The sequence below is a fragment of the Dokdonia ponticola genome, from assembly GCF_042653865.1.
GTDB classification, from domain to species: domain Bacteria; phylum Bacteroidota; class Bacteroidia; order Flavobacteriales; family Flavobacteriaceae; genus Dokdonia; species Dokdonia ponticola.
In genome coordinates this window covers 1-24,950 of record NZ_JBHSFV010000002.1, presented here as the reverse complement: position 1 = coordinate 24,950, position 24,950 = coordinate 1, and the positions used below count along the sequence as shown (strand labels likewise).

The window sequence follows — 24,950 nt, the reverse complement described above, 5'->3', positions numbered from 1 at the left end:
TATTATTTTATTCCCACTCTATAGTGGCTGGTGGTTTGGAGCTAATATCGTATACTACTCTATTAACGCCTTTTACTTTGTTTATTATATCATTGGATACTTTTTGCATGAATTCATACGGTAAGTGTACCCAATCTGCAGTCATTCCATCGGTACTTTCGACAGCCCTCAAAGCGACACATTTTTCATACGTACGTTCATCGCCCATGACTCCTACGGAGTTAACTGGTAGTAGCATTGCTCCCGCTTGCCATACTTTATCATAGAGTCCCCAATCTCTGAGGCCTTTTATAAAAATATGATCAACCTCTTGTAATATACGTACTTTTTCTCTGGTGATATCTCCGAGGATACGTATGGCAAGACCTGGACCAGGAAAAGGATGCCTCCCTAATAACTCTTGTGAGAGTCCTAGCGTTGCTCCTACGCGACGCACTTCGTCTTTAAATATCATACGTAAAGGTTCTACCACGTTTAATTTCATATAATCTGGTAATCCCCCAACATTATGATGTGATTTTATCGTAGCACTAGGTCCTCCTGTTGCACTTACCGATTCAATAACATCGGGATAAATGGTTCCTTGGGCTAACCAAGTAGCATTTTCAACCAATTTACTTTCGTCATCAAATACTTCTACAAATACACGTCCAATGGCTTTACGTTTGGTCTCTGGATCACTTTCTCCTTCCAGCGCGTCCAAGAAGCGTGCCGAAGCGTCTACCCCTTTTACATTAAGACCTAATCCTTCGTATTGTTTCAGGACATCGGTGTATTCATTTTTACGTAACAACCCATTATTTACAAAAATACAGTGTAAGTTTTTTCCAATAGCTTTATGTAATAAAGTTGCTGCCACTGTACTATCTACGCCACCAGAGAGTCCAAGGATCACGCGATCATTCCCTATTTTTGATTTTAGGTCGGCGACCGTAGTCTCCACAAACGCGTCAGGCGTCCAGGTCTGGGCAACACCAGCGATTTTGACTAAGAAATTTTCTAGTATTTTTTTTCCGTCGGTAGAGTGATATACCTCTGGATGAAACTGAATGGCATAGGTATCTTCGCCTTCAATGCGGTATCCTGCATTCTCTACATCATGCGTAGAAGCAATACGAACTGCACCTTCAGGTAATTTTTTTATAGTATCACTATGACTCATCCAAACTTGAGAGTTTGCAGATACCCCTTCTAAAAAAGGCTCTCCTTCTTTGATCATAGAGAGATTGGCTCTACCATACTCGCGCGTATTAGATTGTCCTACTTCACCTCCATGAAAATGAGCTAAGTACTGTGCGCCATAACAAACACCCAACAACGGTTTTTTTCCTTTGATTTCAGAGAGATCCGGGTGTGGTGGATTTCCTTCTCTAACAGAATGTGGCGATCCCGAAAGAATCACTGCTTTGTAGATGGATAAATCTTTAGGAGGGTTATTATAAGGTTTAATTTCTGAGTAGATGTTAAGTTCACGAACACGGCGTGCAATTAACTGTGTGTACTGAGACCCGAAGTCTAAAATAAGGACGTTGTTTTGCATAGGCAAAAATACCAATTTTAACATCAGGAATTCAAAATTCTAAACGACAAAATAAATGAGTTTTTAACAGGGCTATTGACACTATTTTTTTTAAAAAAAACATTTTGTGTCCTAAGTAGATGCATTATATTGTAACGTATTAAAAGAAAGCTATATGACTAGAGAAGAACAATTAGAATTTTGTAACATCTGTAAACACCAAAAATTTGACTACACAGAAGGTATTATTTGCAGATATACTAATGAAAAGGCCACCTTTCAAAATGAATGTGAATTATTTGAGGTCGATCACATTTTAACAAAAGCAACGCAAAAAAACAATAAAGATCAGGTTCTCACCCACCAAACAGTAAGTGCAGGAACTCGTTTTGCAAACTATATTTTAGATCTTCTTTTTCTATTAGCTTTCAATTTTCTTTTTGGAATTGTTTTAGGAGTTATCATAGCTTTGATAAGCCCAGATAGTTTATCCATATTTGAACAGGAGAATTTACTTATAGAGTATGGGCTTGGCTTTCTGTGCGGAATGATCTATTTTACAACACTTGAGACACTGACTGGAAGAACCGTGGCGAAGTTCATTACACAAACCAAAGTCGTTGCTGAAAATGGAGAGAAAGCTAATTTTGATGCTATTCTTTTGCGATCACTTTGTAGATATATTCCATTTGAAGCTTTTTCATTTCTAGGAGATGGTGCCAGAGGTTGGCATGATACCCTCTCAAAAACAAGAGTCATTAGTGTTAAGTGATATTCTATATGTGTAGATATTTAATATCAGAGCTTGAGAGGATGTTCTATATTTTGACTACAAAAAATTTACACTGCGTTATGAATATTTTTTTATAATTCTTCAAGCGCAAAAGACAACTCTTGTGTATCTAAGGTGTCACATCCATCATTAAGTCGCACAACAGGAATTGCTTCTGTGATTACCGTTTGAAAACCATCGATCTCAACAACTAAGGTGTATGAGCCTTCTCTTTCAATAACTCCCTGATAGGTTCCTGGAGAAGTAGATACTTCCATAAGAATCTCCTCAAACGTATTACTCTCTCTAGCCGTTATAGTGACACCAGGTAATGGCAAGTCTGTACTTGCATTGGTTACTTGAATGCGAAAGGCAGGAAGAGCGATATCTACGCACTCTATAGTTGGATTGGCATCACCTCCATCATCACTTCCACAAGACATTAAAAAAGTACAACAAATAAGGGCAAATAAGATTCTCATAGTTTTATTTTTTGCTAATATAATCGTTTAGTTATATACATAGTAAAATAATTAACTTAAAAAAAGTAACTTTAGTATCTATTGCTAGGATACAAATAGCACCACACATCATGAAATTAATAGCATATATATGTAGTATTTTTTTATTCATTTCTTGTGAAAAGAAAATAACGCCACAATTACCCAAAGGAGATTTTGACTATTTGATCGGACATTGGGAGCGTACCAATGAACAAGAAGGAAAAAAAACATTTGAAATATGGGAGCGACCAGACTCCCTTACCTACAAAGGAATAGGGTATACACTGAAGGATACCGACACGATCTGGAAAGAACAAATGCAATTGATAAAGCGGGATACAACTTGGCAACTAGACATACAAAGTGGCAAAGAGCCTGTCGTTTCTTTTAAAATACTTAAAAAAACAGTGTCTACATTTTTAGCCCATAATCCCACGCACGATTTCCCTACGCATATACAATATCGCTACTTTGATGATACCATTACGGCGATCGTATCTTCAGAAGAGATGGAGATTCCTTTTATTTTTTGGAGAGTAGAATGACACTACTTATATATACAAATTCTTATACTCCTATCCATCCTATAAAAAGATATCTCACTATATTGAGAGAGGCTTAAACATCTATTATTTCTGAGAGACTTTAAAAATACAAACAATCCTTATAATGCGCTATATTATTCTATTTTCATGTATCCTTATGTTTATAACATCCTGCAAAGAATCTGCTACCTATTCTCCAAAAGCACACAGTTCGTATACTGATTACAAAGGACCTGAAGACAAAAATTTATGGTTGGAGTATAGCAAAGAGGCCACCACCTTTAAAATTTGGTCTCCAACGGCTACAAAAGTTCAATTGAATTTATACAAAACAGGAAATGGCGGAGACGCGTATGAAACCCATCAACTAAAACCCTCTACCAATGGAAAATGGACCAAAACACTGAAAGGCGATTATGATGGCGTTTACTATACATATCAAATACACATAGATGGCGAATGGCTTAAGGAAACACCTGGTATCTATGCGAAAGCAGTCGGCGTTAATGGCAATAGAGCCATGGTGTTAGATGTAGAACGCACCAACCCTAGCGGGTGGGCAACAGACAAAAGACCTTCTTTACAAAGTCCTAATGATGCGGTAATTTATGAATTGCATATACGAGATATGACCATCCATCCACAATCAGGATCCTCGATGCCTGGTAAATACAAAGGACTCGTAGAATCAGGGACAAAAGGACCTAATGATGTAGCCACTGGTTTTGATCACATGCGCGATATGGGAATTACGCATGTACATCTTTTACCTACCTATGACCACTACTCCATCGATGAAACTAAACTAGACAGTCTGCAATACAATTGGGGATATGATCCGCAGAACTATAATGTTCCCGAAGGCTCTTTCTCGTCAGACCCGTACAATGCCGAAGTGCGTATTAAAGAGTTTAAAGAAATGGTGGTACGTTTTCACGAAAGTGGCATAGGCGTCATTCTCGATGTAGTCTACAATCATACAGGAATGCCGAATGGTAAAGGCGATACCAATGGTTCAAATTTTAGCTTAGAATTTCCTGGCTATTATTACCGTCAAAATGAAGATGGCTCCTATGCGGATGCCTCTGCTTGCGGAAATGAAACCGCTTCAGACCGAGAGATGATGCGAGAATTTATAGTGCAATCTGTGAAGTATTGGGCAGAAGAGTATCATTTGGATGGGTTTCGTTTTGATCTGATGGGCATTCATGATATCGAAACTATGAATACGGTAACCGAAACCTTAAAAGAAGTAGATCCTGAAATCTTCGTGTATGGTGAAGGTTGGACCGCTGGCGACTCACCTCTCCCTATCGAAGACAGAGCCCTCAAAGCACATATACAGCGTATGCCAGATGTAACTGCTTTTAGTGATGATATCCGTGATGGGTTAAAAGGATCTGTGTTTGATGACCAAAGTACAGGATTTGTGAGTGGCGCAAAAGGAACCGAAGAGTCCATAAAATTTGGTGTGGTTGGGGCTATTCAGCATCCACAAATTGATTACAAAGGGGTCAACTATTCAGATGCGCCATGGACCAATGAACCTTGGCAAGCTATTTCGTATGTGTCCTGTCATGATAACCATACGCTTTATGACAAATTACACGTCTCTCGAAGAGATGCTACAGAAGAAGCGATTATTAAAATGGACAAACTAGCCAATGCCGTAGTGCTTACATCACAAGGAATCCCTTTTATCCATGCAGGAGCAGAACTGTTGCGTACCAAAAATGAAGAACATAACTCGTATAACTTACCAGATGCTATTAATCAAATAGATTGGAATCGTAAAACTACGTATGCTCCTGTCGTAGACTACTATAAAAATCTTATTGCCTTACGTAAAGCACATCCTGCGTTTAGAATGCCAACTGCAGAAGCGGTTCGTCAGAATCTTGAATTTAAAACCGTCATAGATGGATTGGTGAGTTATCAAATAGATAATAACGCAAACGGAGATACTTGGAAAACCATATACGTGATCTATAATGCACAAACACAACCATACAACTATCACATAGAAGGCCGTTGGAAAACAGCTGTTTTTGGAGATCAATTTAATTCTGGAGCGCTGATTACTGGAAGTATAACTGTTCCCGAACGCTCTATGGTTATTTTATATCAAGAGTAATAGATTAAAATATCACTCTTCTTTTGAAGACTTCAATATTGATAATGCCTGATCTTTAATCGGTTTATCTGTCATAACATCGTATGAATAATATGAATCTAGAAGTTTAAAATTATCCAAATCTGCAGCATCTTTTTTGACGACTCCCACATATTTTGTTATGAGTGCGTCTTCTTCCTCTGATATTTCTGTTACTGAGGCTATATACACATCATAAGGTTCTTCTTCAAAAATGATGGTCTCTTGATACTCCATGTCATCTGGGTAGCCATGATATTCTCCTATGTTATAATAAAGGGATAGCTTGCTAAAAGGAATGGCTTCTAAATAAGATGTTGGAATGAGATCACTTTTACCAGCACTTATGAGCAATTCCATGGCCTCAAATCTATAATACAAATCATCTAGTAAAATAGCTACCGTAGCGGTATCTGGTGTTTTGGTGTGGTTGATATAATAATCATATATTCTGTAGGTGTACCAACTCCTTTTTTCTGCAACAGCCAGCAGTTGTTCTATGGCTGTTTTTGTTTTCTTTGTATCCAAATCAAGTGCGGACATCAAACTAATATAATCAGCAATAATCCCTTCATTAGTAAGATATAAAGGTTTTACTGCAATTGTCGTATCGATGAGAGTACGTACATCACTTTCAAAATATTCAAATACCATTTCCTTTTTACTTTTTAGATAGTCAATAGCTGTTGAATCTTGACGTATTACTTCTCGCCAATAATTGATCACATGATCTCTAAAAAGAGGATTATGATTAAGGTCAAAAATGGCATCGCCGTACACTTTATAGTTAAAAACAGAATCTGAAACCGTTTCTAAAACAGGATATGGATCCTCAGTAGTACGTATAGGAGGGTTTGTATTCAATAGTTTAAAATAGGCCTCATGTGCAGTTTCTGTTTTAATTAAAGGTAACGCAGAAAGTGTCATAAGCCTGTTCTTATTTGTAGCCTTTGATGAGTTATAATACGACACTAACTTAGAAACAGAAGCATCATCTCCTACAAGTCCTAGATTGTAAATAATCATATTTTTTATGCCATAATAAGCCGTGTCTTGTTCATATGTTTTAAAAAGACCCTTTTCAAGTACTTTCTTTTCTGACAGCTCAAACGTATAATAGTCTAAAGCTCCTTTTGCCTGAAATCTTGTAAGTGTATCTTTTGACTCTAAATCTTTTAAGATACGTTTTGCTTTGGAGGAATAAACATCAAAAGATTGTAAGCCATCGATTTTTATTCCATTAAAAAAAGAATTGGCTATCTCTGAATCCACTTCTTTTTCTCCTAGATAGGCACCCAAAATAACCATTTGATTTTCAATCAAAAAGAATTTATATTTTTTAATAATAGGTGTTTTCTTAGAGGACAGGTAGTATGTCTTTGTTGGATATTTTTTATAAAACCCTTTTTCAGTATTATAAATCGTGTCACTGTACTCTTTATATTGATATGCAAATTCATCAAACAAAGCTTCGACGTTATTTTCTTTTACTCTAAAATATTTTTTAAGATCACTCAAGTACACACTATAACTCCCGCCTGTGTCTTCATTTAGCCCAAAATAATCTATAGCGTCACCATAGTAACTGTTATAAATAACTTCTAGATTTTCTTCTTCCCTTTTCTTTTTAGGAAGCAAAAACGAAAGTTGATGGTGTTTATTCTGTATCGTATCAAAATTGGTTTGGGTATAGGGGTCAAACGTAAATGAATTAAAAAGAGGATTGTCCGAAGTGACTGTTTCATTTTCTACTAAAGACTGTGCTAGTATCACATACGTACGATTACCTCTAGAAATATATCTAAAAATAGCTTGATATTTCCCCTGAATCATGACATCAAAATCATAAGCGACATGTCCATCAAATTCAAATTTTTTCTCATCAAGAATTGTAGCTCCTGTTGTTTTAAATTGATTTAACAATCCATTGTAGATATCTGAAATATCCTTTAAATAATAACCGATAGGAAAATTATTATATCGAATGAGGTAATTGTGATTTTTTTCGGCATCCTTAATTGCCAAAAGAGTCATCTCATAAGGGTCCCCATCTGGATCTTCAGGATTGGGAATCACTCTAGACATATCATTTATTTCACCTGGTACTTGAACTGTAAAGGCTCCTTTTGTATTTGTATACGAATTCCAAGAAGTTTCCTTCACTTTGGGTTGATTAATAACGATACTATTAAAAAAGCTTTCTGCGGTTGCTTTAGCTATACTAGGGCTGTATTCTACCCCAAAAATATAAAAATACCCATGCTTACTTAATAGCTCAAAGTGCGCTACCCTCTTTCCTGAACTCTTTATAATTACTTGAGAAAATTGTTCTTCGTTTCGTTGTACTTTACCCGAAGAGACAAAGGCAGTAGAATCTCTTTTTCGTATATTTTCCACAAAACTATCTGCCATTTGAGCTCGAAAAGCTTCGACTCTATCTGTCATGTCTATTGAGAAATGAAAAAAGTTAGCTCCAGATTTAAAATCGATATATGCATTTTCACCTGAAAACCCTGAAAAATTGAGCACATCAAATTTTTGAGCAGAAATAGGTTGTTTTAAGCTATAGCCATTGATACTATCCTTGAATACCTCCCACTTTTCAAGATTAGGTATAAATGTATAATTGTTTGATTTCCCTGTAAAAGAATTTTCTACTTTCCTCACAGTATATCCTTCCTTTTTCAAAAGTTCAATCACCCCTTCCTCACCAGGTAAATGCGCAGCACCAATGGCTGCAAAAACACTTTTAGTTTTCATTATTTCTTTCATGCTCTTCACCATCTTTTCATTACGGCGCTGCATGGTCGTTTTATAAAAACCTATTGACTCAGAGGTATACGCCTGTATCTTAGCTAAATCTCCAGAAATATACATCTCTATGAGATCTTCTACTTGTGATACATACTCATCTTCTGAATGGTTAATTAATTCTTTTATAGTTCTTGTTATTTCCTTATTAGAAGCTTTGTCATAGTTGATCATTTGATCTTCTAATTCTTCTAAACCCTGAATCTCCTTGTCTAGAGAAGCTGCTATTTGATACAAATAGAGATCTAAAAAAACATCTTTGTCGTCGTCTTTATTTAAATCTGGTCGTAATACACTTTTTATATAATCAGGATTATTTGCTGATAATTCTTCTAAACTTTTACCTGTAGCGTTTTTTATTTTTTCTTGTAATACTATATAATCCTCTTCTGCTAAGATATCTTTATAGGTATCTAAAAAATCTTTTTTGGATAAACTCTCTATATACTTTGTGGCGATATTTTCTGGATCCACTTCTAAAGCAAAAACCTCACTTTGCTTAATAGACGGCAACATTGCATCTGTAAAATTAAATACGCGCTTATCCCTTAAGTGCATGGTTCCAAATAGGTACGATTTCTTGTCACTATTTTTATGTTCAATTTCCCAAAGGAGCGCATAATTAGAGCGATCTTGGGCAGATATAAAAGAAAAAACGAAGAATGAAAATAAGAATGTAAGACCTATCTTCTTAAGATGTAAGCGTACAAAAGACATAGCAAAATTTATAAAACTGAAATATAAGCAAGCATATCAAGATTAGGCAATGAATTCAAAAGAATTTTAGCCTTTCATGTAAAAACGTAATAAACTTATAGTAAACCTTATAGAAAAAGTCGTAACATAATCTAAGTCGACTCAAACTATTAATTACTACTCGTTTTATTTTAAGTTTTTGAGAATGAAATCCAGTTTTGTGTTCGTATTGAGATTTTGGGCGTAAGAGTCTGTAATATGCTTGCTAGGGACAGCAAGACCTAATTTCATCATCTTTTTAATAACTGGTAAATTTTCAAGGGTCACTTTTCCTGTGAGTAATAAGGATAAATCTTCGCCTTTTTGGTAATACTCATATACTTTTTTAAGTCCTGTCAAATACAAAAAGTCTTTTGTAAAACCTCCACCCCTATGAACACGCAACGTGATTTGCCATGCTTTATCTTTAGGGACTTTATATTGATTAAAAAGTAAATCAAAAGTATCTACAAAAGTATAGCCTTTAATAAGACTATCTGCTGCAATCACACGGTGTGCAAGTTCTTTAAGGCGACTCAACGTAAGATTATTACTCATGTATTCACTCAACACCGCTAACCCTTCTTGCGTTTCTGTATTTTTCACAAACCCATTCGAAAAAATCTTTAATGGTTGTGATTTTCCGTTGTGTGTTGTTACAAGATGAACACCCACTTCATGGTTGGCAAGCACTTCTATTTGGTTTTTACAAAAACGATGGTTCTTTTTTAACAACAACGTATCAGAGGCATTAAGCACCATCGCTGCGGCAGAGATATGACTACTTTGTTTGATATTAAAATCAAAATCATAGCGTTTTCCAAACTCTTCAAAGTAGGCTTGCGCTTCTTTTGCATCGTATTTAGGAATCATTTTTTCTCCTTCATCCTCATCTGCAAAATGAAGAATAAAACGGGCATTTTCGACATCACGCTCTTTGGGAGTTCCAAATACTTTAAGATTATTATAAAAAAACTTCTTACCCTTTCCTATCTTTTCTATACACGCAATAAGTCCAGAGTATTCATAGATAATATCTCGATATAAACGTCGTATATCATCATCTTCTATGCGTTCTAAACGTTGATTAAAAAATAATCGTTGAAGTTTAAAAGGACTGAATTTAATTTTCCGATAGTTAAATTGAGGCTCTACCGTGTATTTACTAGCAAAAAAACGCTTTTTTTCTATCTCTATATTCAAAGGATTGAGATAGTTAAGCAACTCTATATCTTTTACTAGTCGATCAAGGTTTTGATCGATTTCAAAAATGGCGGCGTTTGTGTCAACTACTGGAGAATGCATAGGTTTTTTTGGATCGTCAAAAGTATAAAATCTTACTGACTAGTCAGGCAACAAATCATTTTTTAAAATAAAATCATTATAAAATGTAGTAGCATGATTCCGTAGGATAAGCTTCAGTTGCTGTTCTATAGCATTTACAACTTCAGGGTACAAAATATAGTCATACTCATCACAGTAAATTTTTGAAAATTCTGTAGCGAGAACCAATGTGTTTTTAGTATTCTCTGTGATGTATTTCAAAAAATATCCATTGCCATGAAACGTATCGTTAATACCGGCTGTGGTTTCGATATCATGTGGTAATTTAATGGTTTTTAAGGAGTCGCACCACGCTTTCGCGAAAGCGAAAAAACGATCATTATCAATATTTTTAGTCCCTAGATTAATCACAGGAACAGGCCTGTCCCAGCGTTTCCAATTATAAGAATGCATATCATACACAATCCCAGAACCAAATTTCTCCTCCATTTTGGAGATAAGCGCATGAACTACTTGATAGAAACGTGTATGCTTGTCCAAGCTTTTTTGTACCTGATCTTCTGATAATGGCGTGCGCCATAACTTTTTCCCCCAGGCATCTTCATAAATAGCCATTTCTGGAGCTCTATTTAAATCATATTCAAACCGACTATCCATCCCAGCAATCACCATTGGGTTACTCTGTATCATTTGTTTGGTACAGGGGTCTTCTTCATACCAGCGATCATACGCCGTGTGCAAACAATTTTTCCAAAGTTCTTTTCTAAATTGATGACCGTCGTGCACTGCTCCACACAAGAAATAGGTGTATTCTTCTATTTTGAGAGTAAAGGAATAGTCCTCAGAAACCGCATGAAAAGGTTCTTCATTCCCTATTTTGGCGATCATCTCTTGGGTAGAAAGTCTAAGCATCTTCAACGGTTTTTCTAAGTTTTGCTCTACGTTCTATACGGCTTACTCTCTCAAGAACTTTATCTTCTACAAAATTGATTATTTTCTCCTGAAGCCTCACCTTATAGACTTTATTAATATACGTCACCCCACCTGGGCTCATGACATTTACCTCAACGAGCATCCCGTTAATCACATCTATTCCTACAAAGTAAAGACCGTCTTTCACAAGTTTGGGCCCTATACGGCGGCAGAGTTCTTTTTCTTGTGCAGTTAGTGTGTGTTTTTGGACACTTCCACCCGCAGATACATTAGATCGATGATCATCATCTCCAGGTACACGTTTCATGGCACCTATGGGTTTTCCGTTAAGGATTAAGATGCGAACATCCCCTTGGTCTGCTCCAGGAATGTAATCTTGAAGAATAACATAATTGGTTGTACCATCTTTGTTGTCTATATAAAAATCAAGTAACGATCGGATACTAGACATGGCACGTTTTTCTATCAAAATAACACCAGATCCTCCAAAGCCATTTAATGGTTTTAAGATCATTTTGTCTTGATCTGACTCTTTTATCATCTTAATTAAGTAGTCTTTGTTTTTTGTGACATGAGTACGCGGTATGAATTCTCGCGTATTGTCTTCAAAAGCAGCAGTATATAGCTTATTATTGGCACGACGTATCCCGTCTACATCATTCATGATAAACACGTCATCTTTTACAGAGTCTAGGAAGTTTAGCATAATCATATCCAATGGCGGATTACTACGTAAAATAATCACATCAAATCCCGCTAGTGGAAGCATTTCTTCTCGTAATGTTGCTTTTTTATGAAACGATTTCAGCGTATTTGGCACCTTATCCATTCGGTTGATTGCCTTACAAAACACAAAGGTCTCACTGTCCCTAATCGTAAGATTAGCGGGTGTGGTAATAGCAACACCGTGGTCACGCTTTACACATTCATGGATTAAAGAAAGGGTTGTATCATTTTCAGGATCTATTTCTTCCCATGGATACATAATATAGCAAACATTCATAGTGTTGGTTTTTTTAAAAATACAAAATACTAAAATTGATTGAAAACGAATGAAAAATAAAGTGCTATATTTTAATACTTTTCCATTTATTCAAAAACCCTAAAGTTATCAAATCCAGCCTTGTCTTCATTGCCATTTTGATTAATAATTACTGTGATGCGAACATTCACGACGGTGTTAGGAATATGAATAGTTACCGTTCCGCGTAAAGAAGCATCACTATTTCCTGCTAAAACCGTAAATACGCCTTGACTCACGTCATCATAAAATAACTCATAAGAAACGCTATCGCCTGTATCAAATTCAAAAATATCGTAATCAAAACTTACTTTAGCCGCAGTTGCTGCAGATATATCTACATTGTCAAAAGCAATACGATGATCTATATTAGATCCAGAAATAGGGTTATCTAAATCACTACACCCTAAAAAGTTACCTGTAAAATCTGTAATATTATCTAATTCGTTGACTACAGCCCATATGTCTTCTAAAGCTGTCTCATTGTATGTTATTGGTGATAAGGTATAATTCCACGTGGAGTTTGCATCAAAATCCTGCGCTGCAAATACGGTATATCCTGGAAAAAAAGGATCATCGGTACATACCCAGGTTGTACCTGTAAAAAATTGCAAACACTGTATACCCTCAACAGAATCGTTAATAAAAACGAGCAATCCTGCGTCTGTTGTAGAAGTATTTATCAGGTTTCGTTGCGCTATGGTCATTACCGGAGGCATAAACCCTCTAAAAGAAGCACCGCCATCAGAGGTAGGACTGACTTCGAGCATAGAGGCTGGTGAAGGTGTGGTTGTCCCTATGCCTACTTGCGCATAAGAAATAGAAATAAATAATAAGAAAATAAGGTGTGCTATATTTTTTTGCATGGCTATATACGGTTAAGTAACGTCCACGCATATAGACATCTACATTATTGAAAGCACAAAATACAAATAATTTTGATTTTTATTTAAACACTATGCAACTTTCTGCTTCATTGTTTTATAAAAGGTATATTAACTACCTGTAAAAGAGCATTCTAATTCAGAACCAAGTCAAAAAAGGTTTATTATCGTACAACTGTATGCTATTCTGAATAGCATCAGAAATCCACATTGTTAAAAATAATGGGCCACTAAAAAATCTAAAGTAATATCCTACTGGTTACTTCTCAGGATCGAACGCATCATCAGGATCTTTTGTTGGATCATAATGGAGCATGCCTTCGCCTTTTGCAATAATAGAAGAAACCGTAGCATCTCCTGTGACATTCACTACCGTACGACACATATCTAGGATACGATCTACTGGGAAAATGATAGCAATCCAAGCGGGATTCAATCCTACAGAGCCTAATACCACAATAAGCATCACTAATCCTGCACTCGGCACCGCTGCCGATCCGATAGAAGCGAGTGTCGCTGTCAATACAATGGTAAGTTGTTGCCCTATGGTCAAGTCGATCATGTGGAATTGTGCCAGAAACACCACTACAATCGCCTGATACAATACCGTACCATCCATGTTTACGGTTGCACCAATAGGTAATACAAAGCTCGTAATCTTTTTGTCTACCCCAAGGTTATCCTCCACACATTCCATCGTTACAGGCAGTGTTGCCGCGCTACTTGACGTAGAAAAAGCCGTGGTTTGTGCGAGTCCCATCGCTTTAAAGAAACCTGTATAGGGCACGACACGAACGATTAATTTCATCAGTAAAGGATATATGACGAAAATCATTAGTGCAAGTCCTATGACTACCGTAAGGGAATACCAAGACAAGCCTTTAAAAATCTCGATCACTTTCCCTACATCATCTCCTGCCATTTTACTAATCACACCTGCTAATAAAGCAAACACAAAAAATGGCGCTGCCTGCATCACAAAATCAATCATTTTCAGGAAGGTCTCCATCAAACTATCCACGATCTTAATGACTGGATCTGCTTTTTCTTTCGGGATAAATAATAAACTCACCCCAAAAAAGAGCGCAAAAAAGATGACTTGAAGCATCAATCCGTTATCTGTTAATGACTTAAAAATATTTTGAGGTACTAAATCTACCAGAGGTTTTAGAGGACCTTCTTTCTTATTTTTTTCAACCGTTTCAAGACGTGAGGCAACCGCTTCATCTATCGTTTTATTTTTTTCAAGTTCAGTAACAGCTGCTACTCGATCTTTAAATTCAGGATCTTGCAGGAAGTTCATTCCGTCCTTCACGTCAACCCCTGCATCTTGTGCCCATAATTCATAACTAATCCTGTTATCGATACGACTTGCTTCATCTACCATTTTACCAGGTTGCATGACATTGACAAGTACCAAACCTAAAGCGACCGCAAGTAAAGTAGTGGCTAAATACGCCAAAAGGGTCTTCCCTCCCATTCTACCTAAACTAGAAGGATCACCTATACCTGTTACCCCATTGATAATAGAAAATAAGACAAGGGGTACTGCTATCAATTTCAGAAGATTGATAAAAATGGTTCCAAAAGGAGCTATCCAATTATTCGTAAATGTACTCCAACCTAACGAACTAGAGACCAAAGCCCATATAATTCCTAATACCAAACCAATAATAATCTTCCAATGTAGTGCTAGTTTTTTCATATATTTTTCATTTCCACGTAGGTGGAAATCTCATCCAACCTACTAAAATTTATATTTACAATATACCTATTCGTGAGATACTTTGCGGCAGTAATCTCATCCGCCTTAAACGTATTATTTCTATGTATTATCAAGTTTCTCGTCTTCACAGGAACTATTTTACTTAAAACAATTTTGAAATATACTTACGTGTTGCAATCAGTACCAGTCCAAGTATGACACTAACACTTGCATATTGCAAACTTTCAATATTATATGTATTTTCAAAAACACTAGTGATATCACGATATGCTACCTTACTCTTAAAAAAGTATAGCCCCTGTAAAATAAGTGTTTGCAGATTATTAATGATTAGGTAAAGAGACATAAGGACAATCCCTATTTCAAATAAACTCTCTTTCGAAATCGCACCAAAATCAATAGTAGTGCTTTCTAGCCCTTTTTCGGGTATTACAAATTTCAAAATAACATCGCTATATTTAAATAATATAAAAACAATAAATACCACTCCAAGTAGTGCTGCTAATGTATATAATAGTGTACTATAACCATCATCTAGTGCCATCAAAGGGATATAAGATAATATGGATTGCAGATTCACAACGATGATATAAATCCCTAGTAATTTCAAAAAAATGATAAATAAATCTTGAACTTTCATACTACAACTTAACCGTTTTATCTCTTAACATAAAATCAGCAATTACCAATGCTGCCATGGCATCTACAATGGGAACTGCTCTTGGCACCACGCAAGGATCATGTCTTCCTTTTCCTTGCATTTCAACTACATTGCCATCAGCATCGATGGTATCTTGCTTTTGCATGATGGTTGCGACGGGCTTGAACGCTACTTTAAAATAAATATCCATCCCGTTACTGATACCGCCTTGCACCCCACCGCTTAGATTCGTTTTGGTGCTTCCGTCTGCATTAAAAATATCATTATGATCGCTTCCTTTCATTTTGGCACCTTCAAAACCACTACCATATTCAAACCCTTTTACGGCATTAATGGACAGCATCGCCTTTCCGAGTTCGGCATGAAGCTTATCAAATACAGGTTCGCCGAGCCCGACTGGGACATTTTGGATCACGCAGGTAATTACTCCTCCTATGGTATCTCCTTCTTTACGGATTTCTTTGATTCTATCTATAAACGCTTTCGCGAAAGCGGTATCAGGACATCTCACATCATTACTATCAATCTTACTGAAATCAAGGTCTTGATACGGAATATCCATCTCCAGTTCTCCCACCGAAGAGGTGTAGGAATGAATTTTAATATCTTTTAAAAGCTGTTTGGCTATAGCGCCTGCTACCACGCGACTCGCTGTCTCACGCGCCGAAGAACGCCCACCACCACGGTAATCACGGGTACCATATTTTTGATCGTAGGTATAATCGGCATGACTAGGACGGTAGGTGTCTTTGATATGAGAATAATCTTTGGACTTCTGATTGGTATTGACAATCTCAAAACCAATAGGTGTTCCCGTGGTTTTTCCTTCAAAAATACCTGAAAGGAAATCTACCGTATCAGGTTCTTTACGTTGAGTGACGATTTTGGACTGCCCAGGCTTACGACGCTCTAGCTCTTTCTGTATCGCATCAAAGTCAAGTTCTAACCCAGCAGGGCATCCATCAATAATGCCTCCAATTGCCTTGCCATGTGATTCTCCAAAAGTCGTGAGTTTAAAAAGAGTTCCGTAAGTATTTCCAGCCATAAAGTATGAATCGTCGTTTTAACACTCAAGATATATGAGGGTTTCAAAACAAATGTAGACTTTCAAAAGCAATATTAAAAATAGATTTTTGGTAAACTAAGGGATTCTTAATTTTAAATAGTATCCACTTGAAAATAGGTATATGCTAATTCTAAGGTTTCTATAGCTATATTATTTTCTTGTGATTTCAGATCAGCCACCGAATACCTTACTGGATATGCATTATAGAAAATCCATGTCATCTTTACCACTCCATCACTATCTAATAAATGAACCGTTATATTTTTTGTCTGAATCGCTGTGGCTAACCCATCGTCAATGCTATCTACACACCACTTGAATAGGGAAGAATTTTTGGAAATAAACCCTCTTTTTAGGATCAAATTCTGACTTGATGTTGATGGGGGTATTTTATGGTTAAAACGATTTTCACCTCCTTCATTGACATCTTCTACATGCATTTCTTTTGAAATACCAGCAACCTCTTGAAAATCGGCTTGGTGAGATCCATCAAACGAAACAGAAAAATAAAACCTTACAGGATATGGATTATGAGTTTCTTTCATTAGTTATTTTTTATCGTAAGACTCTCATGAGCAATCTCCAGCGTATCTATCGCGATTTCATTTCCATCGGATTTTAGGTCGGTACTCGTTATCTTGGTGGGCCAGGCATTATTGAGTTGCCACTGCATCGTCACAGCACCAGACTCATCTAAAAGTTTAATTAGAACCGTTCTTCGCTTAATGGTATTCATTTGTATCTGGGCATGCCAGTTCCAAAATGTAGCATCATTTACAAAAACACCCCGTTTCATCGTGACATTTCCGTATTTAGCAATGCCGGGCATTTTCTCTGTTGAAAAAAGCGGACTATTACTTTTACGATACTCAATGAGTTGATTTTCGACATCCATTCCAGACACTTCCTGAAAAGCGACTCCTTTTAATTCGGTGCCTAAGTCTACTTCAAATCGAAATTTTGGCATAGGCCATGTTGAACTTTCTGCACTTCCATCATCTGCCATATATGTGATTTTTTATAATTAATTACACGTTTAAAATTAAATAGTGACTAACTAGAGGTAGCCATTTGTTGTTGAAATGAGATCACTATAAATTCTGCAGGATGCGTAACAGCCACCTTGATGGTTACGTTCATAAACCCATTAAGAATATCTTCACTTGTCATAGTAGAGCCAAGGCCACACTCCACAGAAAAGGCATCGGCTGCACTCGCGCCTTGAAGTCCTCCTTCTTTCCAAACATTCGTTAAAAAACTTCCTATCATTGCTTTTACAGCTTCCCATGTATTTTTATCGTTAGGTGCAAATACATATGCTTGTGCTGCAAGTTTACAGGATTGCTCTAAGAATATTAAGGTGCGCCGTACGGAAAGGTATCGCCAATCCTGACTATTCCCATCTAAGGTTCTAGCGCCCCAAACTAAAATTCCTTGCCCATTAAAAAATCGAATTGCATTAATCGATTTTCCAGAAACAGCATCTACGTTCAAATCTTCTTGTTGCGAACTTGATAACCGAATAGGCAAACTTGACACCCCAACGATAGAGGTATTTGCAGGCGCTTTCCATACACCTTCATTGTTATCTGTATTTGTAATCACACCTGCCATCCCGCCGCTAGGTGGGAGTATATTAGCATCTGCGAGCACATGATTTATGATCATTGCATAGGTTGAACTAGCGTTTAGTAATGCCGCATTGTATTGGCTTACTGTAAGCGGATTTCCTGTTGGATTTTCTATATTCGACAGTATTTTTTCCGCATTTTGATTCGGGTTTGAAGGTGGATTTAAAAGGGGGACTAATTGCTTCACATCTCCTCCAAAAAGGTTGGTGTAATCTATATCAGTGTTCTGCATGATGGTGGTGCCTACAAAAGGATAATAAGCGGTTCCATAATCGAGTCTGTTGTTTCCTGTACTATTTCTAAATGTAGTAATATCATCTGTATACAGAATCGGATCTGGATCACGTCCGCCAATAATATCAAAAATACTAATGGCTGTTTGCATTTCAGCGCATTGCAACAGCATTGCTTCCATTAACGTACCGTTATCAGCGATCGATAACAAGGTTGCTTCTGGACAGATATACATGGTGGGCTCTTGTTCATTTTTCAGTAATGCGAGCCCATTAGTAAGATCGTTTAACTGCACATTAGGATTCACTATCTGATCTCCTGGTTTCATTGGATTTCCCGAAGGAGTACCATAGGTTCCTACAGAGACAATATACGCATCTCCGCCTCCATTTTCATAAAACAAACGAATACTATTATATAAGTAATACACTGTATTGGGATCAGGAACGATCGAATAATAATCTCCCTCTATCAGCATATAATCCCCTTCTTCTGGCTGACTCTTTTGTTGTACTAAATAGTATTGAGGGTTATATTGTTTTGCTGGATCTGCTGGTACTGGAGGATTTGGATTGCAAAATATCGCTTGGAATTCTGCAAAAGATGTAATCTTGGTGGGTACGTTTGTATATGACTTGCCCTCATACGCAGCTTGAGGTGTATAGCCGACAAATGCAGGTACTGCAGTAGCAACTGGAACGACTGAATTTGGGAACGAATTGACTTCATTTATATACACGCCTGGCGTTTTGATATTAGATGGATTCATAGTGGACATTTATTAGATATATGATTTTTACTATTTATAATGAGGAGATTCAGCCAATGCGATAGCGCCCATTATGTGTTCTAGTTTCAAATGAAACATTGTAGATGGTGTTTTTTCCGCTTTCGCGAAAGCGTATAAAAGATGATTATCAATCGCTACAATCCCCACCTCTTTCATGTATGATTTTAGACATAAATAATTTATTTAAAAAGGCCAAGTCACATGCAATGGCTTTGGCATCCATGGAAACTTAATGATTGAAAATCCAAATGGGGATTTGTTTAACAATATATCATACGCTCTTTTTTCTACAGTAAGCGTCCAATGGTCTTCTTCTTCTCTCAAGATTCCATCTCGTACTAACCAATTCCCTCTAAACCCATCTATGGAAGTTTCTCCTATCGCTGACCAATATCCTATAGCAGCTTTTATCAACCCTTTAATTAATGTTTTGTGATCCTCAGAAATAGCGATCCCATCTTTAATAGGTGTTTCTATAGAAACCCCACATAGTACCTTATTCAGCACCAATAATGCCTCTTCGGTTTGGGAAGCACCCGTAGCTAAATACTGTAAATAATGTATAGCGTCTGTCTGCGCTTCATCAGAAACAAAAGTATTGGCATGAACAAGACTTAGCCTTTGAAAAAGCGTTATAAAGTATGCATTTAAAATGACTAGACCTGCGTTAGAGATCGCAATTCCTTGCTCTAATGTTTCAGATGATTGTTGCTCCATAAGGTATTTATAAGATCGTAATGCTTCTCAATGTACCAAAAATATAAGATATCTAATGCTTACATACCCGTAAAAACCCCCAATCTCCATGCATAGAAGAACCGCACTAAAATTAAAAAAGCCCCAAGAAGGGGCTTTTTAGTTTATCGTGTTAAATCTATCTTGATTATTTCACAATCAATTTCTTAACTACCATTTGCTCATCACTTATGATTTGCATAAAATACACACCTTTAGAAAGGGCGCTTATGTCAATTTGTTGAGATTGCTGGAACGTTGTTAGATTTTGTTGTTGTACTCGTTGTCCATTTACATTCACAATGATCAATTCTTGTAATTGACTATTTCCAGTATAGCTAAGCGTTATTTCACTAGAAGCTGGATTAGGATATACAGAAAAATCATTTGAAACGATAACTTCTTCTGTACTCAGCACTTCTCTCTCTTCAAAGACCACAATAAAACGATCTGGTTGAATTCCTCTAGTCGCGGTAAATACGTAAGGAGCTTCTTTAAGATTTGTAATAGTATTCAGAAGGGTATCTATAATGTATATAGGCGCATCCTCAAGACCCGTTCCTTCAAAACGATCTATACTGATCGTATAAGTTTCTTGAGTCTCTACGGTGGTAGAGAATCCTACGCTAAGTTCAATTTGTGTATTAAATGCCTCTCTTCCTTGGATAGAAAGGTATTCTCCATCTAGGTTTGTGAATAATGATAAGAAGGTTCCTAGTCTCTTGGTATCATACCCATTGTCAAATTCAGGAGTAGCAAGATCTGTAAATCCAATTCCTGCTTGTGAGATTGCATTATCATACGCAGACGTTGTTAAGTTTAACCAAAGTTTATCTGTATTAGAAACAATTTCAGCACTTCTAAAACCATCATTATTCCCTGTCACTCGCATAGCGTTTGTAAATACAACAGGTGTGTTACTCGCAGCTTCAGATTGTTGCGCTTTAATACCAAATCCTTGTGCAGAGGACATAAATTGAGTAGGTTCTGTACCACCATTTACGGCAGCAGTTCCCATCATCGCATTACGTACGGAGATATCATTCATAGAGAAATTACTCGTTCCTGCTCCCGGTAATGTAGAAACGGGATTTGTAATATGATCCCAATAATACACCTCGTTAACAGCGTCATTGGCATTAATAAATGCAGTGACATCGATTGCAGAGGCATACGGATTTCCTAAAATATTGTAGTTATTGATTGTCGCAGGACCATTATAATTAAGAGGAACTGTAATGGTTCCTGAATTAAGTGTTCCTTGTGTATAAGTCAATGTATATGATCCATCACCCACATTTGGCATTGGCTGAGGAAATACTAATTGTCCTATACCCGCTGCTGGTAAAGCCGTGCTTCCTGTGACAGGTAATAAGTAATCATTATCATCATCAAGGAAGTTTTCTGCACCAGCAAATTCTGGAAACATCATCAAATCAATAGGGAACGGTATAAAATTAGCTGGAATAATACTAAAAACAGCTCTAGAGTTTCCATAAACTCCGTCGCGAGTTTCAGCTGTCATTGGACTACTCATCGCCACATAATTACGATCATCGATTGTGGGGGTAATTTTTTCTACACTGATGTTTCCATTATTAAATGTTTCGGCAGCTTCAAATACTTGTACGACACTCCCTGTATTAGAGACATCTAGTGTACCATTTACAGTAATATCATTTTGAACACTTACAAAAGTACCATCAGCTACCGTAAGTGTAGCACCTGAGGCAATTGTGAGTTCACAAGCAGTAATGCTTCCTAAGCCCATATCTGATGTATCATAGCTTTCAGCAATGATAGCTCTCACAGAAGCTGTAGGCGCTCCATTATCCCATCCCCCTGCAATAGTATATGTAGTCGTATCTGGACAAGAATCTAAGTTTACTTGATACATTCCATTACCATGTGTTCCTATCAACATAATACCATCACTAGGACGATATACCAAGCTACTTACAATAGCAAGTCCTATTTGATCAGGTGCTTCAAGTGTCCAGTCAGTTGTGATTGGGTTGGTACTGGAGTATAGTCCCCTTGCGGTACCTACAAAATAAGTGGTCGTTCCATCTACTTCTGCAATTGCTGCAGATCGTATAGAGTGAGATGATAAATTACGTTCAGCAAGCGTCCATGTTGGGCTTGCATCTGTTAGATTTGAAGTAACATATATATTATTAATCCCGTAATTAGAATAAACAACCATCCCAATATCATTATTTGTAGGATGTATCGCGACACCACTCACTACGGAGTTTGCCACTGTAGATGCTCCTGCAGGTGTAATATTATCTGCTGTGCTTAGATTTGTATTACGTGGATTATCATGTCTAAAAACACCTCCATTTTGGCCTCCTATCAATGTAAAACTACTGGTCGTATACGTTCCTCTCGTAGCTGCGATACTACGTATATTTTGACTTGTGGATAAGCTTCCTATATCTGTCCAACCACTAGCAGATCTAACCGTCTGTGCGTTATTTGCTCTGAAGATTCTATTACCATCTGCATAATACAACGTATTTGAATCTGGATCTAAGTAAAAATACGTAACAAAAATACTACTATTGGCTCCCGCAGGAGTGATATCGTGTAAAAACACTAGTGTGCCTGATGGGTCTAATGGACTTAAAAATACATTAACTCCTCCGGTTGAACCAGCTCTAAAGGGGCCATTAGCGAATATAGGTCCGTTTTGTACCCCAAAATATAAATCTAAATTTTCTATGGTATTGGCAGATGCGCGTCTTCCAATAGTAGCCGCTACACCATCTCCTCCAAAAATTTCAAACGCATCTGTAGTATTACTAACATCAGGAACCGCGATAGTAGTCCCTCCTAAAGTAGTTCCATTATCTTGTGCGCCCCCTAATACAATATCAGATCCTCCTTGAGGGTCTAATCCAACATGATAATATTGATAGGTTTGATAATTGTTATTAAGTGACGTCCAACGTACCGTTCCAGAAGTAACATCTGTTGTATGCACCCCTCCATCACTTCCTGATAGTAAGGTGTTTGCATTAAATGGGCTAAATACCAAATCATGAATATCTGGGTGATGTGTATCTCCATCGTTGGCAGCAGCATCTCCAGAACCATAAGAAGCAAAACTCATATTACTGATATACCCTCCAATACGCTCAAATGTAGGATCTGTTACGATATCTGCTATTCGATACGCATTGGTACCGCCTATAACAACAAAATCTACATCATCAGGCTTTACAGATACTTCAAGATCATATCCTCCTTGTATAGCAAAAGGGTCATTCCCTCCTAAATCTCCTCCTGGCTCATCAGGAAGTTTTGCTGAAAAATCTGTCCACAATCCAGTTCCTAAATCGTAACGCCATAAATCGGCTTCTATAGCTCCACTATTACCATTAGCATACAGTGCATACACTACATCTGTATCTGAAGGTGCTATTCCTAATACGATTCTTCCTACAGCTGCCCATCCAGTAGGCGAGCTATTTTGTGCAATACGTGTATAACTTCCTATACCTGTGGGAGAGGTGTATACTCCATTTGATCCACTTGCGCCATTAATAGAGGCAAACACACGTCCTGTAGCTGTTATTTTAACATCTGTGTTTCCTGCATTAAATGTAGATAACTCTGTGCTTAAATTTGTCCCATCATATCTAACAATACCATCAAAAGTAGCTATGTAAAGATCTCCAGTTATAGGATGTACTGCTAGAGAATTTATAAAATCAAATCCAGAATCAAAAGATTCAAATGTAGAATTGGTTCCTGGAATTTGTGTCCAAGTCTCTCCACTATCTGTAGATTGCCAAACGCCCTGTCCAAAATAATTTGCAGCACCTAATGACGCACTATTACCTAAAACTTCACCTGTCGCATAATACCAGTTGTTTTGAAATCCAACTCTAGGATCTTGTGCAATGGCCGTTACATTATGTATTTCATCATTTGCAGATACTTTCTCCCAAGAAACACCTCCGTCTATAGTTTTAAAAACTCCACTACTTACACCTCCAGCTATCATTGTATTTCCCGAGGTATCACTAAGGTCTACAACAATCGCTCTTGTACGTCCTCCCAAATTTGTAGGTCCCCTAGACTCAAAAGGCACTGTAAAAGCCCTAGAGTTTGCATCTAAGCTTAAGCTATTTGCTTTTTCACGTCTAGCTATTTCAAGCTCTGCCTCTTTTTCTTCTCTGGGGATCAATCCCGTGACAGGATTTTTTTGCATCTCAAAATCAAAGGCAGCACGCTCCTCAACAGTACGTTTCTTTTCTTCTATTGATTTTTTTTCTTTCTTCTCCGTTCTCAAAGACGTTAACCCCTGTGGTTCAACATCAATGGTTTCCTCCTTATCAAAATTGTAAAAAAATAGAAAACAAAATGTTCCTAACAGAACAGTGGAAAATAGTAATGATTTTTTATTCATGGCTAGTAGCTTTAGAGTTACAAGAACTTTGTTAAAACAGGTGACTTTTATTACATCACATTAAAACATCGCCAAAATACAAATAAAATAGACAAACTACACAGCAAATTATATTTGATTACTTTGGATCAAGTCCAAAACTTGTGGGATTTTAGGATTATGCAAAAATAGTAGATAATCTAAAAAGGAAGAATTCTACATTTCTAACACCTCTGAATTGTGCTCTAAACGCTTTTATCTTGGCATTAAAAGATTCTGCAGACGCATTTGTACTTCGATTGTCAAAGTAATTTAGGATATTCTTGTAGTGTATTGACATTGTTCTAGCAATTGTATTGAAGCTTTTGAATTGCGCTTGCCTGACTTTTTCATCCCACTTCGCGAGTCTTACTAAAGCTGATGTTTTGTCTTTTGTGTTATTAAATATCCAAGAGAGATTTTGACATAGTTTATATGCTTTTTCTATATCTGGGTATTTCTCGAATAGTATCACAGCTCTTTCTGATTGATTTTGTGTCCATTTAAGAT

20 protein-coding genes are annotated in these 24,950 nt (G+C 36.9%); 3 read left to right on the top strand and 17 right to left on the bottom strand.

The genetic code is table 11. The annotated features are described in order from the left end of the window. Window positions 1–7: 7 nt before the first annotated feature. On the bottom strand, window positions 8–1,540 hold the full coding sequence (guaA, locus tag ACFO3O_RS04140) for a glutamine-hydrolyzing GMP synthase (protein ID WP_379977266.1): 1,533 nt from the start codon (window positions 1,538–1,540) through the stop codon (window positions 8–10). 154 nt (window positions 1,541–1,694) lie between these two features. Between guaA and ACFO3O_RS04135 the strand changes: the two genes are divergently transcribed. Then, window positions 1,695–2,291, top strand: coding sequence for an RDD family protein (locus ACFO3O_RS04135; RefSeq protein WP_379977264.1), 597 nt, complete (start codon window positions 1,695–1,697; stop codon window positions 2,289–2,291). A gap of 92 nt (window positions 2,292–2,383) precedes the next feature. Here the strand turns inward: ACFO3O_RS04135 and ACFO3O_RS04130 are convergent, their stop codons facing one another. Next, the gene (locus ACFO3O_RS04130; RefSeq protein WP_379977262.1) at window positions 2,384–2,773 is read right to left on the bottom strand and encodes a carboxypeptidase-like regulatory domain-containing protein; all 390 of its coding nucleotides are present in this window, start codon (window positions 2,771–2,773) and stop codon (window positions 2,384–2,386) included. A gap of 110 nt (window positions 2,774–2,883) precedes the next feature. Here ACFO3O_RS04130 and ACFO3O_RS04125 point away from each other — a divergent pair, with 110 nt between their 5' ends. Together ACFO3O_RS04125 and pulA are read left to right on the top strand one after the other, a co-directional pair. Continuing rightward, window positions 2,884–3,339, top strand: a complete 456-nt coding sequence (locus tag ACFO3O_RS04125; protein WP_379977261.1) for a hypothetical protein — start codon at window positions 2,884–2,886, stop codon at window positions 3,337–3,339. Window positions 3,340–3,463: 124 nt separating this feature from the next. Continuing rightward, window positions 3,464–5,473, top strand: a complete 2,010-nt coding sequence (pulA, locus tag ACFO3O_RS04120) for a type I pullulanase (RefSeq protein WP_379977260.1) — start codon at window positions 3,464–3,466, stop codon at window positions 5,471–5,473. 12 nt (window positions 5,474–5,485) lie between these two features. Here the strand turns inward: pulA and ACFO3O_RS04115 are convergent, their stop codons facing one another. The 15 genes from ACFO3O_RS04115 to ACFO3O_RS04045 all read right to left on the bottom strand — a co-directional run. After that, on the bottom strand, window positions 5,486–9,019 hold the full coding sequence (locus tag ACFO3O_RS04115) for a TraB/GumN family protein (protein WP_379977259.1): 3,534 nt from the start codon (window positions 9,017–9,019) through the stop codon (window positions 5,486–5,488). Window positions 9,020–9,184: 165 nt separating this feature from the next. Further along, window positions 9,185–10,342 (bottom strand): flavohemoglobin expression-modulating QEGLA motif protein, encoded by a 1,158-nt coding sequence (locus ACFO3O_RS04110; RefSeq protein WP_379977258.1) that lies wholly within the window; start codon window positions 10,340–10,342, stop codon window positions 9,185–9,187. Between the two features lie 39 nt (window positions 10,343–10,381). Next, the gene (locus ACFO3O_RS04105; RefSeq protein ID WP_379977257.1) at window positions 10,382–11,233 is read right to left on the bottom strand and encodes an N-formylglutamate amidohydrolase; all 852 of its coding nucleotides are present in this window, start codon (window positions 11,231–11,233) and stop codon (window positions 10,382–10,384) included. Then, entirely contained in the window at window positions 11,226–12,257 is a 1,032-nt protein-coding gene (gene gshB / locus ACFO3O_RS04100; RefSeq protein ID WP_379977256.1) for a glutathione synthase, read from the bottom strand. Before gshB ends, ACFO3O_RS04105 begins: the two co-directional genes overlap by 8 nt. An 86-nt stretch (window positions 12,258–12,343) precedes the next feature. Continuing rightward, window positions 12,344–13,141 (bottom strand): hypothetical protein, encoded by a 798-nt coding sequence (locus tag ACFO3O_RS04095; RefSeq protein WP_379977255.1) that lies wholly within the window; start codon window positions 13,139–13,141, stop codon window positions 12,344–12,346. 277 nt (window positions 13,142–13,418) lie between these two features. After that, a complete protein-coding gene (locus ACFO3O_RS04090) occupies window positions 13,419–14,864 on the bottom strand; it encodes a dicarboxylate/amino acid:cation symporter (protein ID WP_379977254.1) in 1,446 nt (481 codons plus the stop codon). A gap of 163 nt (window positions 14,865–15,027) precedes the next feature. Then, window positions 15,028–15,525 (bottom strand): hypothetical protein, encoded by a 498-nt coding sequence (locus tag ACFO3O_RS04085; RefSeq protein ID WP_379977253.1) that lies wholly within the window; start codon window positions 15,523–15,525, stop codon window positions 15,028–15,030. A 1-nt stretch (window position 15,526) separates the two neighbouring features. Then, the gene (gene aroC, locus ACFO3O_RS04080; protein ID WP_379977252.1) at window positions 15,527–16,591 is read right to left on the bottom strand and encodes a chorismate synthase; all 1,065 of its coding nucleotides are present in this window, start codon (window positions 16,589–16,591) and stop codon (window positions 15,527–15,529) included. 113 nt (window positions 16,592–16,704) lie between these two features. Next, window positions 16,705–17,157 (bottom strand): phage tail protein, encoded by a 453-nt coding sequence (locus ACFO3O_RS04075; RefSeq protein WP_379977251.1) that lies wholly within the window; start codon window positions 17,155–17,157, stop codon window positions 16,705–16,707. Further along, entirely contained in the window at window positions 17,157–17,618 is a 462-nt protein-coding gene (locus ACFO3O_RS04070; RefSeq protein ID WP_379977250.1) for a phage tail protein, read from the bottom strand. The genes ACFO3O_RS04075 and ACFO3O_RS04070 overlap by 1 nt, the downstream gene beginning before the upstream one ends. A 47-nt stretch (window positions 17,619–17,665) precedes the next feature. Continuing rightward, window positions 17,666–19,246, bottom strand: a complete 1,581-nt coding sequence (locus tag ACFO3O_RS04065; protein WP_379977249.1) for a phage tail sheath family protein — start codon at window positions 19,244–19,246, stop codon at window positions 17,666–17,668. 30 nt (window positions 19,247–19,276) lie between these two features. Continuing rightward, complete coding sequence (locus ACFO3O_RS04060; RefSeq protein WP_379977248.1) at window positions 19,277–19,423, bottom strand: hypothetical protein; 147 nt, start codon at window positions 19,421–19,423, stop codon at window positions 19,277–19,279. A gap of 27 nt (window positions 19,424–19,450) precedes the next feature. Further along, window positions 19,451–19,984, bottom strand: coding sequence for a contractile injection system tape measure protein (locus ACFO3O_RS04055; RefSeq protein WP_379977247.1), 534 nt, complete (start codon window positions 19,982–19,984; stop codon window positions 19,451–19,453). Between the two features lie 166 nt (window positions 19,985–20,150). After that, window positions 20,151–24,422 (bottom strand): T9SS type A sorting domain-containing protein, encoded by a 4,272-nt coding sequence (locus tag ACFO3O_RS04050; RefSeq protein ID WP_379977246.1) that lies wholly within the window; start codon window positions 24,420–24,422, stop codon window positions 20,151–20,153. A gap of 157 nt (window positions 24,423–24,579) precedes the next feature. Next, the coding region (locus tag ACFO3O_RS04045; RefSeq protein ID WP_379977245.1) for a transposase at window positions 24,580–24,950 on the bottom strand (371 nt) is incomplete at its 5' end.

What these genes read in the sequence shown, in the direction of transcription:
- guaA (WP_379977266.1), bottom strand. Translation starts at nt 1,540, where the DNA reads ATGCAAAACAACGTCCTTATTTTAGACTTCGGGTCTCAGTACACACAG.
- ACFO3O_RS04135 (WP_379977264.1), top strand. Translation starts at nt 1,695, where the DNA reads ATGACTAGAGAAGAACAATTAGAATTTTGTAACATCTGTAAACACCAA.
- ACFO3O_RS04130 (WP_379977262.1), bottom strand. Translation starts at nt 2,773, where the DNA reads ATGAGAATCTTATTTGCCCTTATTTGTTGTACTTTTTTAATGTCTTGT.
- ACFO3O_RS04125 (WP_379977261.1), top strand. Translation starts at nt 2,884, where the DNA reads ATGAAATTAATAGCATATATATGTAGTATTTTTTTATTCATTTCTTGT.
- pulA (WP_379977260.1), top strand. Translation starts at nt 3,464, where the DNA reads ATGCGCTATATTATTCTATTTTCATGTATCCTTATGTTTATAACATCC.
- ACFO3O_RS04115 (WP_379977259.1), bottom strand. Translation starts at nt 9,019, where the DNA reads ATGTCTTTTGTACGCTTACATCTTAAGAAGATAGGTCTTACATTCTTA.
- ACFO3O_RS04110 (WP_379977258.1), bottom strand. Translation starts at nt 10,342, where the DNA reads ATGCATTCTCCAGTAGTTGACACAAACGCCGCCATTTTTGAAATCGAT.
- ACFO3O_RS04105 (WP_379977257.1), bottom strand. Translation starts at nt 11,233, where the DNA reads ATGCTTAGACTTTCTACCCAAGAGATGATCGCCAAAATAGGGAATGAA.
- gshB (WP_379977256.1), bottom strand. Translation starts at nt 12,257, where the DNA reads ATGAATGTTTGCTATATTATGTATCCATGGGAAGAAATAGATCCTGAA.
- ACFO3O_RS04095 (WP_379977255.1), bottom strand. Translation starts at nt 13,141, where the DNA reads ATGCAAAAAAATATAGCACACCTTATTTTCTTATTATTTATTTCTATT.
- ACFO3O_RS04090 (WP_379977254.1), bottom strand. Translation starts at nt 14,864, where the DNA reads ATGAAAAAACTAGCACTACATTGGAAGATTATTATTGGTTTGGTATTA.
- ACFO3O_RS04085 (WP_379977253.1), bottom strand. Translation starts at nt 15,525, where the DNA reads ATGAAAGTTCAAGATTTATTTATCATTTTTTTGAAATTACTAGGGATT.
- aroC (WP_379977252.1), bottom strand. Translation starts at nt 16,591, where the DNA reads ATGGCTGGAAATACTTACGGAACTCTTTTTAAACTCACGACTTTTGGA.
- ACFO3O_RS04075 (WP_379977251.1), bottom strand. Translation starts at nt 17,157, where the DNA reads ATGAAAGAAACTCATAATCCATATCCTGTAAGGTTTTATTTTTCTGTT.
- ACFO3O_RS04070 (WP_379977250.1), bottom strand. Translation starts at nt 17,618, where the DNA reads ATGGCAGATGATGGAAGTGCAGAAAGTTCAACATGGCCTATGCCAAAA.
- ACFO3O_RS04065 (WP_379977249.1), bottom strand. Translation starts at nt 19,246, where the DNA reads ATGAATCCATCTAATATCAAAACGCCAGGCGTGTATATAAATGAAGTC.
- ACFO3O_RS04060 (WP_379977248.1), bottom strand. Translation starts at nt 19,423, where the DNA reads ATGAAAGAGGTGGGGATTGTAGCGATTGATAATCATCTTTTATACGCT.
- ACFO3O_RS04055 (WP_379977247.1), bottom strand. Translation starts at nt 19,984, where the DNA reads ATGGAGCAACAATCATCTGAAACATTAGAGCAAGGAATTGCGATCTCT.
- ACFO3O_RS04050 (WP_379977246.1), bottom strand. Translation starts at nt 24,422, where the DNA reads ATGAATAAAAAATCATTACTATTTTCCACTGTTCTGTTAGGAACATTT.